Below are 15,117 nucleotides of genomic sequence, written 5' to 3'. Positions count from 1 at the left end.
ATACATATAGTCCACCTCCCATTGGAGATGTTCAGATATTGCTGCGCAATGTTACGCAATTCTTTTCAAGTTAGCGCTGTCCCGATGGAAAAAGCCTGTTGCAGGGTCGGCAACGATCATTGTCCTGCTTGCCAGTCATCGCTGATACGCAGGCCGTTAGCCACGCAGCGCCAGCCACCTGCTGCACCGAGCAGTTGTTGGGCTGCGTGCTGCAAGTCTTCGCGTGTGCGGTTTTGGATCAGGTGTTGAAGTTGATCCAGGTAACTCGACGAATGCCCCGCCAACTGCGCGTGCCAAAGCAAATCGGCGGCCTGGCTGACGGGAAGTGCCTGGGCCGTGAATTGCTGCGCAAGGAGCTGATTGCCCACGTCTGCGCTGCGTTCGATCAAAGACGGCAGTTGCTGCAGGAAGGTGTGCAGGTGTTCGACGATTGCGTCCAATGACAGGCTGGGCGATTGCACGCCAAACACCAGGCCGGTTTGCCCATTGACTTGTCGGATGCCGCTGAACACGGCGTAGCCGATTTGCAGTTCAACTCGCAAACGCTGGTAGAACGGGCCCTGGAGCAGATGCCCGAGCAACCGCCAGTTGGCCTCGTCGACGACAGACTGACTTGGCGCTGGGCAAAAAAGCAGCAGCGCAGCGTCGCTGGATACGGTGTTTACCGAGTGCCAGATTCGCTGCCCGTCGAGAACTTCAGGTGTGCATTGAATGGTGTTCGGCTGCCCTGGCAGGCGGGCGGCTGCGATTTTGATCGCCGCTTCACACCCTGCCGGCAAGCCCGCGCCCAGGCCTTGCCAGTGAGCGGTGGACCAGGACGCGGGTGCACCCGAGGAGTCGGCTGAAACACCGGCGCAGCAAGCCGGCAATGCCTTGATAAGTTCGCGAATGGCGATCATCGGCGTGGGCATAGGTGTTAACAGATGTACATCCGAACTGCTCAGGCACCGCGCCAACGCTTCGAGCACAGCCGGCATCGGCTCGTGAAGGCCGTGCATGTTGACCCGCCAATCGTTGCCGATGGTTTCGCAGGATAACTCGACGCCCGCTTGACGGGCTTGCTCGCGCAGTGGCTGCAACAGGCTTTCCAATCCGGCAGGCACGGCAGCCTCAAACCGCCAATGCAGGTACAGCGCGCCTTCGTCGGTGTCATCCGCCCATACATTGCTGAAGGTCAGCGCCGATAACTCCCTTCGACCCCGTGAGCGATCCTGCGCAAAGGTACGCAAACCCCGATGGGCGCTGGTTTGGCCGCGGATCAAACCGGCGCGTTCTTCCTTGGCCGGCGGCCGAAGAAAGGGGTTGCCGGGTGGGAGTTGCCAGCTGTGTTCAGAGGCGGGCAGATGCAGTGTTTCAAGCATGGCCTTGAGGGCTGCAATGTCTTGGTCCGACAGGTCTTCGCTGTCGTTGCGAGCCAAGGCCAGGGCGCCTTGAACCTGCTGCTGACGTGCATTGAGCAAGGCAAGCTCTTCGCGTAACGGATTCCAGTCGCTGTGTGCGAAAAAACTCAGCCAGTCGTACAGCAAGGCTTCGATCTGCGTCGCCGGTTGGCTGTTGCTATCGAGGGTAAAGTCGATATCCAGCACCGCCTGGTCGGCGTAGTGGTACAGCACAGACGCATGCAGCGTGCTGGCCAGCTGGCGAGCTTTCAATTCGGCCAACAACCCGCCCGACGCGGAGGCGTTGAGCCAGGTGCAGAGAAACGCCAGTGCCTGGCGGGGGGCGTTACAGGTGATGACCTGATGCAAGTGCTGATTGGCGGTGTGTTGATAACTGCGTGCCTGGCCTTGCATCAGGGGCGGTGGGGCGGCTTGCGGGTGCAGTGGCCCGGTAATCAGTGCGTCACTGAACTGCTGGGCAAGGGCTTGTAAATCGGCCAGTGATTGCGGACCGGCGAGGCTCAAGGTCATCTGCCCGCTTTGATAGGAGTGCCGGTGAAATTCGCGCAAGGCTGTTTGAAAATCGTCGAGTTCCACCGGCAGACTGTCGCGGTTACCGGCATGGAATCCTCGCAGCGGGTGATCAGCCGCCAACCCTTGCAACAACGCAACGTGCTGTTGTGCCTTGACGTCTTCGGACCAGGCGACGAACTCCGCGTGCAGCACTTCGCGTTCACGTCGTTGATCGTCGAGTGTCAGGCGTGGATGAGTCAACATATCCGCCAACCGTGCGAGCCCGTCAGCGCAGGCCGCCACCGGCAGTTCAAAGAAGTACTCAGTGGTGCGCTCGCGGGTACTGGCATTGACCTGGCCACCGAGGCGCTGCACGTAGGCCATCAATCCTTGCCCGCTCGGAAATCGTTCGGTACCGAGAAACAGCAAATGCTCAAGAAAGTGCGCCAGCCCCGGCCAGGCCAATGGCACATCATGGTTGCCGGCAGCCACGCGCAAAACGGCAGCGCAACGCTTCAAGCGCGGCGCATGGCGCAGGGATACCCGCAGGCCATTGGCCAGGGTCAGATGAAGGGGGTGAGGGTGAACCGGCGCAGGCATGGGCACTTCCGAGGCGTGAGGAGTGCCTATGCTAGCAAACCCATGGGGTCAGGGCTTGTGAAGCGCGCCGTAGAGTTCGGGGCGGCGGTCTTGCAGGTAGTGGTTGGCGGCGCGGGCGTTGAGGATTGACTGGCGATCCAGGGTGCCGACGATCAAGGCTTCATCCAGGCCGGCCTGGGCGATACGTTGGCCATCCGGCGCGGCAATGCTGCTCTGCCCGCAGTAATGAATCTCGCCTTCGTGCCCACAATAATTGGCATAGGCCACAAAACACTGGTTTTCAAAGGCTCGCGAACGCACGGTGACGTCGGCGACAAAGTCGAACGGCACCATGTTGGCGGTAGGTACCAGGATCAGTTCGGCGCCGGCCAGGGCCAGACGCCGGGTGTTTTCCGGAAACTCCAGGTCGTAGCAGATCAGAAAACCCAACTTCCAGCCGTTAAGCTCCACCACCGGGAAATCATCGTCGCCGGCGCTGAACATGGCGCGGTCCAGATCACCAAACAGGTGGGTCTTGCGATAGTTGCACAGGCGCTGACCGTCGGCGTCGATCAGTTGTATGGCGTTGTAGATCTGCCCATTGTCTGCCCGCTCCGGATAGCCATACAGAATGGCCAGCCCGGCGTTTTGCGCAATCTCGGCGATTGCCTGGGCAGACACCCCATCCTGAGCCTCGGCCAGCGCGCCAACAGCTTCGGCACCAATGTTATAGCCAGAGAGAAACATCTCCGGCAGTACCAGCACATCGGCGTCGGATGCCTCTTGCGCCAACTGGCGCAGGCGCTGGATATTACCGGCCACATCCAGCGGCAGTGGTGGGCATTGGTACAGGGCGACACGCATGTTCAACTCCTTACTCGGCCAGGGCGATTGGCCCGATTTCATCGAACACATCGCCGGGGCCCGGGTTCTCTGGGTGGGTGCTGCCACCGAAGTGGCTCATGATGCCCCATACCGCGTTCAGCGAGGTTTGTACGGCCCCTTCGACCCAGGCGGGTGTCCACGATACGTCGTCACCGGCAATGAAGATCCCGCGTTGTTCGGCGGGCATGTCTTTCTGCATGAAGTGCGCGTACATCCGCTGGTTGTAGCGGTAGTGGCCGGGCAGTGCGCCTTTGAAAGCCCCGAGGAAGTGCGGGTCGGCTTCCCAGGAAACCGTGATCGGATCGCCGATGATGCGCGCCTTGATATCCACTTTGGGGTAGATCTTGTTCAGCGCGTCCAGAGCCAGCTTGACTCGCTTGTCGATAGGCTGAGGCAGCATTTTCAGCGCGTCGCTCATCCATGAGTACGACAGGCAAATCACCCCCGGCTTGTCGTCGCCATTATCGAACAGATAGGTGCCGCGGGTCAGGCGGTCGGTGAGGGTCATGCTCATCAGGTCGCGGCCGGTTTGCGGGTCTTTGTCTTTCCAGAATGGGCGATCGACCATCACGAAGGTTTTCGACGACTGCATGTAGCGCGTGCGGTCCAGGGCCATCCACATTTTTTGCGAGAACAGGGTTTCGTCGCATTCAATCTGGGTGGTCAGCAGCCAGCTTTGGCAGGTGGTCAGCACCGCAGCGTATTCGCGAGTATCGCCGTAGTTGTCAGTGACGGCGAAACGGCCATCGGCGGCATGAGCAATGCGTTTGACCCCCGCCCGTGGTGCGCCGCTATGCAGCGAGCTGAGGCTGGTGCCGGCCGGCCAATGGGCGCAGCGCTCCGGCACATGGCGCCAGATGCCCATGGGCACTTGCGCTACGCCGCCTACGACCAGGTGTTGATGGTCGTCGCAGTTGGTCATCACCACGCGGAAGATTTCCAGCATGGAGTTGGGGAAGTCCGAGTCCCAGCCGCCGGTGCCGAAACCGACCTGACCAAACACCTCGCGATGATGGAACGACAGCTTGGCAAAGGCCTTGGAAGTGGCGACGAAGTCGTAGAAGGTACGGTCATCCCACAGTGGCACCAGCGTGTTCCACAGTTCCTTGAGCCGCGGCACATCGCGGTCGCGGATTGCCTGTTGGATATCGCCAAACTGCGAACCGGCTTCCAGGGCGTCGGCCCAGGCATCGGCTACTTCCTGAAACAGCGCAGGCAAGTCGGAGAGTTTTTGCGCGTAGTGGGTCTGGCCTTCCAGATCAATCACGGTACTGCCGGATGCCGGGGTCAGTGGGTTGGGGAAGGGTTTGGTTTCCAGGCCCAGCTTGTCTACGTAGTGATAGAACGCCGTCGACGACACCGGAAAACGCATCCCGCCCAGCTCGGCGATGATGCCTTCGGCGCCTTCGAAGGCCTGGGAGCGCAAGCGGCCACCCATCTTCGAGGCTTCATACACCACTGGCTTGAGGCCCAGCTTCATCAGCTCGTAGGCCGCGACCAGGCCAGCGATACCCGCGCCCACGATCGCCACTTCGGCGCCATGGTTGGCGGCGGGAATACTGCCCAGGCCGGCGGGGTGCTCGATCCAGTCATCAAAGGCAAACGGGAAATCCGGACCGAAGATGGTGATGGGCTTCTTGCCGTCTGCGGGGTGGCGATTGGTCTTGCTGATAGTGCTGGACGGAATGCTCATGGCTGACCTTACTGACGGCTCGGCGGGAGGGGGCCCGTGGAGTATAGAAAAAGATGGCAGCCAGTTTAGGGAGCGTTGCGCTCGTTAATAAGACGCAATGTGTCGTCGGATTGCACTGTTTTTAGTCAAATCGACGATCATGATGATCAGATTGGTTGTCCGCGGTCCAATTTGTTACTGAGGATGATCGACGTGGTGGTTTTCTCCACCCCGTCGACACTGCCGATCTGATCGAGCAATTGATCCAACTGTTCCGGCGAATCGGTGCGCAGCCACGCCACGTAATCGAACTCACCACTTACCGCGCACAACTGCTGCACCTGCGCCATCGCACTCAGCCTGCGCAGCACTTCTTTGCCAGAGCGTGGTTGCACGGTAATCCCCACATAAGCCTGCAAACCCCCGTCCGCGACGCGCTGGCCCAGGCGCACGCCGTAACCGGTAATCACCTGGGTTTTCTCCAGGCGTGCCAGGCGTGACGTGACGGTGGTGCGCGCAATCCCCAATTGCCGGGCAAGCATGGCCACGCTTTCGCGGGCATTGAGCTGCAGGGCGGCGATCAGTTGGCGGTCGATTTCGTCTAGGGCGGGCAAGGAGGACTCCGGTGCGGGGTGTAATCGGGATTTATGTTACAGGCATGTTTGGCCGAGATGGCAGACACGGAAGGTTTGAGCGTGACCCGCTAGGGAGCTTAACGCTCCAGTGCATAAAAACTGACAGAAGTTTGCTGGTGAGACGGTCTACCTCGTTGTCATCATATTTTGTCTGGGGCCCGTTCAAAGGTTGGACGGTCTTTTCATTGGTATGTTTGTGTGTGTAAAAAGCGCGCTGCTCATTGGTAGTGTGTAGTATACACACTGCAAGGTGGGGCGATGAGAAGTAGAGAGGTAATTGATCTGCTGGTTGCGGATGGATGGTTTGAGGTGGCGACAAAGGGCAGTCATCACCAGTTCAAACATCCTATAAAGCGGGGGCGAGTGACCGTCCCTCATCCCAAGTCAGAGATTGCCAAAGGCACTTTGCATAGTATTTTTAAATCAGCAGGGCTTAAGTGATGAGCCAGGCTGACGGTGAAGGAGCCCAGTGGGCTTGTTCAGAGGAGGAATGATGAAATTTCCAGTGGTAGTACATAAAGATGCTGATTCGGATTACAGCGTAACAGTCCCTGATCTACCCGGTTGCTTCTCGGCGGGCTCTTCGTTTTCCGAAGCGTTGGATAATGTACGGGAGGCGCTGGCGCTGCACCTCGAGGGGCTGGTTGCCGACGAGGAAAACCTTCCGCAGGCGCAAGAGGTTGATGCTCATCTCGAAAATCCGGACTACGCCGGTGGTGTCTGGGCGATTGTTGATTTTGATCTCACGCCTTACTTGGGTAAGTCGGTACGGTTCAATGCTTCTTTACCCGAGCAGCTTCTTCACCGGATTGACGAACGCGTGCAAAAAGATCATCGCTACGCTTCGCGATCAGGTTTTTTGGCGACGGCGGCGCTGCGTGAATTGTCCGCTTGAGTGAAATGCCAGATGCACAAAAGCCGCGCAATGCGCGGCTTTCTTGTGTGGTGGGCCCAGCAGGACTCGAACCTGCGACCAAGGGATTATGAGTCCCCTGCTCTAACCAACTGAGCTATAGGCCCTCAGTAGGTCGCGGATTATAACGATGGTTTGTTCACTGTGCCATCCGAAAAATCCTCCAGCTTCGTACGAAGGAAGCTCGCGGCAAAAAGCTCCGGTGGCAGGGGCAGGCTGACGATGTAGCCTTGCATCTGTTCACAGCCTTCGGCGGCGAGGAATGTTTGCTGCGCTGGGGTCTCCACGCCTTCGGCGATGATGGTGAATTGCATGCTGTGGCCCAGGGCGATGATGGCGCGCACGATGGCGACGTCGTGGGGGTCGTCGGGCAGGCCCCTAACGAAGGATTGGTCGATCTTGAGGAAGTCCAGGGGCAGGCGCTTGAGGTAGCTGAGGGACGAGTAGCCGGTGCCGAAATCATCGATCGCCAGTTGCACGCCCAGGCGTTTGAGTTGATGCAGAACGCCCAGGGCTTCTTCGGCCTGGCTCATGATGAAATTTTCGGTAATCTCCAGTTGCAGGCAGCCCGGTTCAAGGCGGTAGTCGCGCAGCAGTTGCTCGATGCGTGACAGTAGGTTGGGGTGACGCAGTTGCGCGCCTGCGAGGTTGACCGACAGTGGCCCGAAATCGTCAAAAGCCTCTTGCCAGGCGTGCAACTGGCGGCAGGCTTGTTCCAGCACCCAGTCGCCAATCTGCAGGATCGTGCCGTTCTCTTCGGCCAGAGCGATGAAGTGCTCGGGCGGCACGTCGCCCAAGGTCGGGTGATGCCAGCGGATCAGGGCTTCGGCGCCGATCAGCTCCTGGGTCAACAGGCTGCGCTTGGGTTGGTAATAGAGGCTCAGTTCTTCACGTTCGATGGCGCGGCGCAGCTCGTGTTCCAGCGCCACGCGTTCATTGGCTTGGGCCGTCAGGTCACGGGTATAGCTTTCGACACGGTTGCGGCCCTTTGCCTTGGAGCGGTACATCGCAGCGTCGGCGTTCTTGACCAGGGTGGCGACGTCGGTGCCGTCCTGTGGATAGAGGCTGGTGCCGATACTGGCGCTGATAAAAAACTCGTGTTCACCGGCCTGGAACGGGGGAGTGAAGCAGTCGAGCAATTTGTTCGCCAGATGCTGGGCATCGCCGGGCTGCTGCAAGCCGGGCAGCAAGATGATGAATTCATCCCCGCCCAGGCGGGCAACGGTGTCGACGTCGCGCAGTTGCTGCTTGAGGCGCACGGCGATGTCTTTGAGCAGCAGGTCACCGACCGGGTGGCCGAGGCTGTCGTTGATGTGTTTGAAGCGATCCAGGTCAAGAAACAACACTGCGCCTTGCCTGCCGCTTTCCTGCTGGCCGTTTAGGGCAGCCTGCAGTCGATTTTCAAACAGCGTGCGGTTGGGCAGGCCAGTCAGCGGGTCGTGGTGGGCCTGATAGTCCAGGCGCGCCTGGGCCAGCTTGAGGCTGGAGATGTCGGCAAACACGGCAACGAAGTGCGTGATCAATTGGTCGTGGTTACGCACGGCGCTGATGGTCAGCCAACTTGGGTACACCTCGCCGTTCTTGCGACGGTTGGAAATCTCCCCCTGCCAGTGCCCATGGGCCGTCAATTGGTGCCACATCGCCGCATAGAATGCGCTGTCATGCAGCCCCGAAGCGAGCAGGCGCGGGGTATGGCCGAGGGCTTCGGCTTCGCTGTAGCCGGTGATCTCGCTGAAGGCGCGATTGACCGCGCTGATGTTCTGCCGTGTGTCGGTGATCAGGACGCCTTCAGCGGTGCTTTCGAATACCGTGGCGGCCTGTTGTAGTTTTTCCTGCATCTGCTGGCGTTCGGTGATGTCTCGGGCGATGGTCAACATGCAGTCTTCGTCACCGATGGGCAGGGGGCGGCTGGAGACTTCGCAGAGGCGAATCTGGCCGTCGGCGCGACGGATATGGCAGATGAAGTCACGTACGAAGCCGTCGCGCTGCATCAATTCCAGCATCTGCTTGCGTTCGTTGAGGTCGACCCAGATACCCAGGTCCATGGCTGATTGGTCGAGCGAAGAGGCGCTGGTGAAGCCGGTCAGATGGCTGAAACCTTCGTTCACCTCAATCAATAGGCCATCCCTTTGGCGACTCAGCAGCAAACCATCGGGGGATGCATGGAATGCCTTGGCGAATTTCTCTTCGGAGGTTTGCAGCTGCTGTTGGGTTTCCTTGAGCTGAGTGATATCGCGCACCACCACCACCAGGGCTTCGGTGGTGTCGAGTTGGAAAGGCTCGGCTGAGATCAGCCCCGTAAACGCCTGGCCATTGCTGCGCAGGAAGGACATTTCCAGGTTGCGGATGCTGGTGGTCTGTGCCCGTTGCAGCAAATCCGGGCCGACGCCCTGAATGCCCCATATGTTCAGGTCCGGGGCGGTTTTGCCCACGACCTCATCAAAGCTCAGGCCAATCTGGTCCTCGAATGCCTTGTTGACCTCCAGCAGGCAGCCATCGGATAGCCTGGCAATCACCAGGATGTCGGGGCATTGCTGGAACACCGAAGCAAATTTCTGCTCGGACAGTTGCAGGGCTTCCTCGGTGCGCTTGGCTTCGCTGATATCGATCATCAGGCCGCGCAGCACTGGCTCATGGCCGTGTTCGATCAGGCTGACAATGTCGCGTACCCACAGGCAACGGCCGTCTGCGGTGATGACCCGGTAATCGACGCTGTGATCGCGGTTGGCACGGGTTTCTCGGTAGCAATACGCTTCGGTGCGCGTGAGGTCGGCGGGGTGAATGATGTTGCGCCAGAAGCCCGGAATCAGCCAGTGGGCGCGCGGATAGCCGAGCAAGTCTTCGGCATGGGGCGACACATAGCTGTAGGTGAAGTCGCTGATGCTCGCTTCCCAAGCGATGGCAGACAGGCTTTCTACCAGGCCGCGATAGTGGTATTCGCTGCTACGCAGTTCTTGTTCAAGGGCGACCCTGCGGGAGATTTCGGAGCTGAGCCGGCGATTGATCCGAATGACCACGGCCAGCACGGTGCTGAGCAACAATACGGCGGGCAGGCCGTACTTCAGCAAGTCGACCCAAAAGGTGCGGTGATCGGTGAAACTGCCGACCCAATGTTGCTGGATCGCATCGGTTTCGGATGAACTGAGGTCGGCGAGGACTTTATCCAGGATGCCCACCAGCATTTTCTGTTCCTGCGGGACGCCCATTGCCAGTTGGTAGCGATAGGGCGTTTCGCCGCTGACGTACAAACCATCGAGTTTCAGTTGGCGCAGGCTCCAGACGCTGGACGCCAGATCGCCAACGACCGCATCCACTTCATCGGTGGCCAGGGCTTGCAGCGTCGAACTGACGTTGGGCATCGCCACGAGATTCAGGTCCGGATGGTGGGTGCGCAGCAATTCATGGGGCGCATAGTTTTCCACCACGGCAATTTTCAGCCCGTACAAATCCTTTAGATTACGGGGTTTCGCGCCGCCTTCATGGGCGAGAATGACGATCGGGAAGTCGAGGTAGGGGCGTGTAAAGGCCAGGAAGCTTTGGCGTTCCGGAGTGGACATGATGCCGGGTAGCAAGTCGAGCTGGTTGCTCCGGGCTTGTTCAAGGACAGCGGTCCAGTTTTCCGGTTCTATCAGCTTGATCCTGACACCCAGTCGGTCCTGGATCAGGCGTACATAATCGGCAGCCAGGCCTTGGTAACGGCCATTTTCGTCTCTGTATTCGAAGGGTGGCCAGGACGCGTCCACCCCAAGGCGAAGCTCCTGATGGTCCGCCAACCAGCTACGCTCATCCTCCGTGAGAGTCAACGCGCCAGCCGTTGCGGTCCAGGTCAGCAGCGACAGTAGCAACACAGTCGGCAATCTGGGCATAACGGTCTCGTTATGGCACGGGGAATAGTTCGAGTGTAGACGGGCATTTCGGGGGAGGGGTGTTGCGGGGGATTTAATCTGTACAAAACAAAACCCCCGGCCTGGGCCGGGGGTTCTGGTATCACTCGTCGAGGAAGGAGCGCAGATGCTCGCTTCGCGTCGGGTGGCGCAACTTGCGCAGCGCCTTGGCTTCGATCTGACGGATCCGCTCGCGGGTCACGTCAAACTGCTTACCGACTTCCTCAAGGGTGTGATCGGTATTCATGTCGATGCCGAAACGCATGCGCAGTACCTTGGCTTCACGGGCAGTGAGGCCGGACAGTACGTCGCGAGTCGCTTCCTTCAGGCTCTCAACAGTGGCGACATCGATTGGCGACTGCATGGTCGAGTCTTCGATGAAGTCACCCAGATGGGAGTCTTCGTCATCACCAATCGGCGTTTCCATGGAGATCGGCTCTTTAGCGATCTTCAATACCTTGCGGATTTTATCCTCAGGCATTTCCATGCGTTCGCCCAGCTCTTCCGGGGTCGGTTCGCGACCCATTTCCTGCAACATCTGCCGGGAAATACGGTTGAGCTTGTTGATGGTCTCGATCATGTGCACCGGAATACGGATGGTGCGGGCCTGGTCGGCGATCGAGCGAGTGATCGCCTGACGGATCCACCAGGTGGCATAAGTCGAGAACTTGTAGCCGCGACGGTATTCGAACTTGTCTACCGCTTTCATCAAGCCGATGTTGCCTTCCTGGATCAGGTCCAGGAACTGCAGGCCACGGTTGGTGTACTTCTTGGCGATCGAGATCACCAGACGCAAGTTCGCTTCAACCATCTCTTTCTTCGCGCGGCGGGCCTTGGCCTCACCGATCGACATACGACGGTTGATGTCCTTGATTTCTGCAATCGTCAGACCGGTTTCGGTTTCAAGCGCAGTCAGCTTCTGCTGGCAGCGAATGATATCGGGCTGCAGACGGCCGATGGCTTCGGCGTATTTCGCCTTGCCCTTGGCCAGTGCGTCGGTCCAGCTTTCGTCAACTTCGTTGCCCGGGAACTGGCGCAGGAAGTCGGTACGCGGCATACGGGCATCACGCACGCACAGCTGCATGATCGCACGCTCTTGTGCACGCAGGCGCTCAAGGGCGCTACGAACGCGCTCAACCAGGCCTTCGAATTGCTTGGGCACCAGCTTGATCGGCATGAACAGCTCGGCCAGCGCCACCAGCTCGGCAATTGCCTGCTTGTTGGAGCGACCATGCTTCTTCAAGGCCTTGCGGGTGATTTCCATTTGATCGGAAACCGCACCGAAACGCTGGGCCGCGACGATTGGGTCCGGGCCGCTTTCGACTTCATCTTCGTCGTCGCTGCTGGCTTCGGCGTCGTCATCTTCGGCGTCGTCATCCGCTTTCGCGGCTTTGGCGTCGACAGGCGGCGGTACTTCGGCGGCAGGCGGCGCAATGCCGTCGTCCGGGTCGATATAACCGCTCAGGACGTCGGACAGGCGACCACCTTCGGTGGTGACGCGGGTGTACTCGGAGAGAATGTGGTCAACCGTGCCAGGGAAGTGCGCAATTGCGCCCATCACTTCACGGATGCCCTCTTCGATACGCTTGGCGATTTCGATTTCGCCTTCGCGTGTCAGCAACTCAACAGTACCCATTTCGCGCATATACATGCGCACCGGGTCCGTCGTGCGGCCGATATCGGTCTCTACTGCAGCCAGCGCGGCAGCAGCTTCCTCAGCGGCGGCCTCGTCGGTATCAGCATCGGCCAGCATAAGGGAATCCTTATCTGGCGCGACTTCGAATACGTTGATCCCCATGTCGTTAATCATGCGGATGATGTCTTCCACCTGCTCCGGATCTGAAATATCCTCAGGCAGGTGGTCGTTGACCTCCGCGTAAGTCAGGTAACCCTGCTCACGACCAAGTGTGATCAACTCTTTGATACGAGACTGCTGTTGCGCTTTTCCGGACATAACACCCTATCCACTGAAGGTCTTGGCGGGCAAAAAACAAGCCGAGGATTATACCCGAGCTATGACCTCACACGCCAGCTGAGGTCGGGTTTGATGCGTAAACATTCTGTTTTAAGAGGTCGCGCATCTGTTTTGCTATCTGAATCTGCTCTTCAGCCGACAATCCCGGCTGCCTTGCTCTCTTAATGAGCTCATCGAGGGTCTGAGTGTGCTGACCCGCAGATAACCTATTAATGGTGTCTAAAAACTGTTGTTCAAGGTTGTCGCCGTCAATTAGCCACTCCTTTTCTGCCAGCGCTTTCAATAAGCGGCCTTGTTCGGTGCCATGCCAGCGAGCCATCAGCTGGATTGAGTTTAGCTTGGGATTTTTCTGCACCGCCTCGATCAGGGCAATCAGCACCTGGGCGTAGGTGTTGCTTTCGTTGGCAAAGTGGTCGGCGCTTTCAACCTTGCCGGCCAGTTGCGGGTGATGAATCAGCGTACGCAGCGCGATAAGCGTCGGGGCTTCGACGGCTACGGGTGTGCGTGGGGCGTAGGCTTCATCGCGATCACCGCGCTTGCCGTTTTTGCTCCAGGGTTTCTTGTCCCACTTCTTGCCGCCGGCCCCGGGCTTTTTCGGCGTCCACTCCTGCTGGGGCGCGAAGGCCTCCTGGGGCTGGTGAAAGTCGGCATAGTCCGGCATGGCGTCGTAATCCATGCCTGGGTCGTAGGCTGGCGGCGCATCTTGCGGTGCGCTGTGCACCAGCTGGCTCACGGCTTCGCCACTCAATCCGGTAATTTCCAGCAGGCGCTGGCGCATCAGGGTGCGTAAATTGGCGCCTGGTACCTTGTCGATCAACGGCGCTGCGAGGGTGGCCATATGGGCCTTGCCTTCGAGCGAGCGCGGGTCGGCTTCTTCGGTCAATTGCTGGAAGAAATAATCCGCCAGCGGCTGTGCATGTTGATTGATGCGTGCACGGAACGCGTCGGTGCCTTCCGAGCGGACCAGGGTGTCCGGGTCCTCGCCTTCGGGCAGGAACAAGAAACGTGCGCGGCGCCCGTCCTGCAGGCTTGACAGCGTGGCCTCAAGCGCGCGCCAGGCGGCGTTACGGCCGGCCTGGTCGCCGTCAAAACAGAACAGCACGCTGGGCACGACGCGGAACAGACGCTTCAAATGCTCTTCGCTGGTGGCGGTGCCCAGGGTTGCCACAGCGTTGCGCAGACCTTGCTGGGCCAGGGCGATCACGTCCATATAGCCTTCAACCACGATGATTTCGTCGAGGTTGCGGTTGTTCTTGCGCGCTTCGAACAGGCCGTAGAGTTCCTGGCCCTTGTGGAATACCGGGGTTTCCGGGGAGTTCAGGTACTTGGGCTTGTCGTCCCCGAGTACGCGACCACCAAAGGCGATGATGCGGCCGCGGCTGTCGCGGATCGGAAACATCACGCGGTCGCGGAAGCGGTCATAGCGCTTGCCGGTCTCGGCGTTCTCTATCAGCAGGCCGGCATCGATCATGGCCTTTTGCTGCAGAGTATCGCTGCTCAGGTGTTTGTAGAGGTTGTCCCAGCCGGGCGGGGCGAAGCCGAGGCCAAAGTCGCGGGCGATTTCACCGGTAAGGCCGCGGCCCTTGAGGTAGTCGACGGCGGCCTTGCGCTGCGGATGGCTTTTAAGCGCCTGGCGATAGAAGTCGGCAGCCGCAGTCAGCAGCGGATACAGCGGCGAGTCGGTGGGTTGCCGGGGTTTGTGCGGGCGACCACTTTCTTCCCGGGGGATTTCCATGCCCGCGGCTTTTGCCAGATCCTCGACGGCCTGGGGGAAGTCCAGGTTGTCGTGGTCCATCAGGAAGCCGAGGGCGTTGCCGCCAGCGCCGCAACCGAAGCAGTAATAGAACTGCTTGTCGGGGCTGACGCTGAATGACGGAGTTTTCTCTTTATGGAACGGGCAGCAGGCGGTGTAGTTTTTGCCGGCTTTTTTCAGCTGTACGCGTGAGCTGACAACATCGACGATGTCGGTGCGGTTCAGAAGGTCGTCAATAAAGCTCTGGGGAATCAGCCCGGCCATGGCGTTCTCGTCATCACTGCGTGTAAATGAGGGCCCGTGAAGTGTTCAAGCGCACGTGGGGAGTGCTTGATCATCATCGTCTGCATGGGTCATCAGGAAGTGTATCTGCCGAATATTCACTGAGGGTAGTTTCTGATCAGTGTTCGGCATGGAAATGTTGCCCGGGCGTCCGGTCTTGGCCAACGGTGGGCCTCGGAAACGCATCAATGGGCACAGCCGATACAGTTGATCGTCTGCTTGAAGAATAGGTGTGCTCGTCAGTAGCCTTGTTAGGCTCGTCAGAAGAGACGTGCACCGCTGGCAAAAGAGCCAGCCCTGACGTGTGAAGCAGTGTCTCGGTCGCATGTGCGGCGTCGACGGTGAAGCATCAAGCGATATCCGCAAATGCCAACAGCCCGGCTGAGGGCCGGGCTTGGCAGAAGCTTGCTACGAACGTCTGTGTATTAGTACAGACGAACGGCGCGGCGCTGTTCGCGCTGAACTTTCTTGGCGTGACGCTTAACAGCGGCTGCTGCTTTACGCTTACGCTCAGAAGTTGGCTTCTCATAAAATTCGCGGCTACGAACTTCAGCCAGAACACCGGCTTTTTCGCAGGAGCGCTTGAAACGACGCAGAGCTACGTCGAAGGGTTCGTTCTCTTTTACTTTGACGGCTGGCATCCAGAG

10 protein-coding genes and 1 tRNA gene are annotated in these 15,117 nt (G+C 59.2%); 2 read left to right on the top strand and 9 right to left on the bottom strand.

The features are described 5' to 3' along the window. Window positions 1-116: 116 nt before the first annotated feature. The 4 genes from pqqF to JFT63_RS12575 all read right to left on the bottom strand — a co-directional run bounded on the left by pqqF (window position 117) and on the right by JFT63_RS12575 (window position 5,642). Window positions 117-2,492, bottom strand: a complete 2,376-nt coding sequence (pqqF, locus tag JFT63_RS12590; protein WP_198844078.1) for a pyrroloquinoline quinone biosynthesis protein PqqF — start codon at window positions 2,490-2,492, stop codon at window positions 117-119. 48 nt (window positions 2,493-2,540) lie between these two features. Beyond that, on the bottom strand, window positions 2,541-3,335 hold the full coding sequence (locus JFT63_RS12585; protein ID WP_057702245.1) for a carbon-nitrogen hydrolase family protein: 795 nt from the start codon (window positions 3,333-3,335) through the stop codon (window positions 2,541-2,543). Window positions 3,336-3,345: 10 nt separating this feature from the next. Continuing rightward, window positions 3,346-5,028 (bottom strand): flavin monoamine oxidase family protein, encoded by a 1,683-nt coding sequence (locus JFT63_RS12580; protein ID WP_057702300.1) that lies wholly within the window; start codon window positions 5,026-5,028, stop codon window positions 3,346-3,348. A gap of 167 nt (window positions 5,029-5,195) precedes the next feature. After that, window positions 5,196-5,642: an Lrp/AsnC family transcriptional regulator gene (locus JFT63_RS12575; protein ID WP_003194755.1), complete on the bottom strand. Its 447-nt coding sequence runs from the start codon at window positions 5,640-5,642 to the stop codon at window positions 5,196-5,198. Between the two features lie 279 nt (window positions 5,643-5,921). On the opposite strand from JFT63_RS12575, the gene JFT63_RS12570 reads away from it, so the two are divergent. Beyond that, window positions 5,922-6,104: a type II toxin-antitoxin system HicA family toxin gene (locus JFT63_RS12570; protein WP_082629601.1), complete on the top strand. Its 183-nt coding sequence runs from the start codon at window positions 5,922-5,924 to the stop codon at window positions 6,102-6,104. 52 nt (window positions 6,105-6,156) lie between these two features. Further along, window positions 6,157-6,558 (top strand): type II toxin-antitoxin system HicB family antitoxin, encoded by a 402-nt coding sequence (locus JFT63_RS12565; protein WP_057702301.1) that lies wholly within the window; start codon window positions 6,157-6,159, stop codon window positions 6,556-6,558. A 48-nt stretch (window positions 6,559-6,606) separates the two neighbouring features. Here the strand turns inward: JFT63_RS12565 and JFT63_RS12560 are convergent. From JFT63_RS12560 to rpsU, 5 genes are all read right to left on the bottom strand, one after another. Next, window positions 6,607-6,683, bottom strand: a tRNA-Ile gene (locus JFT63_RS12560). 15 nt (window positions 6,684-6,698) lie between these two features. Further along, the gene (locus JFT63_RS12555; RefSeq protein ID WP_198844077.1) at window positions 6,699-10,442 is read right to left on the bottom strand and encodes an EAL domain-containing protein; all 3,744 of its coding nucleotides are present in this window, start codon (window positions 10,440-10,442) and stop codon (window positions 6,699-6,701) included. Window positions 10,443-10,563: 121 nt separating this feature from the next. Further along, window positions 10,564-12,414: an RNA polymerase sigma factor RpoD gene (rpoD, locus tag JFT63_RS12550; RefSeq protein ID WP_005792068.1), complete on the bottom strand. Its 1,851-nt coding sequence runs from the start codon at window positions 12,412-12,414 to the stop codon at window positions 10,564-10,566. Window positions 12,415-12,481: 67 nt separating this feature from the next. Continuing rightward, the gene (gene dnaG, locus JFT63_RS12545) at window positions 12,482-14,452 is read right to left on the bottom strand and encodes a DNA primase (protein ID WP_005792066.1); all 1,971 of its coding nucleotides are present in this window, start codon (window positions 14,450-14,452) and stop codon (window positions 12,482-12,484) included. Window positions 14,453-14,895: 443 nt separating this feature from the next. Next, a complete protein-coding gene (rpsU, locus tag JFT63_RS12540; RefSeq protein WP_002551877.1) occupies window positions 14,896-15,111 on the bottom strand; it encodes a 30S ribosomal protein S21 in 216 nt (71 codons plus the stop codon). Window positions 15,112-15,117 lie beyond the last annotated feature (6 nt).

Source organism: Pseudomonas sp. MF7453 (assembly GCF_016405455.1).
In the GTDB taxonomy this organism is placed as follows: Bacteria; Pseudomonadota; Gammaproteobacteria; order Pseudomonadales; family Pseudomonadaceae; genus Aquipseudomonas; species Aquipseudomonas paralactis.
This window is presented reverse-complemented; position numbering and strand designations above follow the sequence as displayed.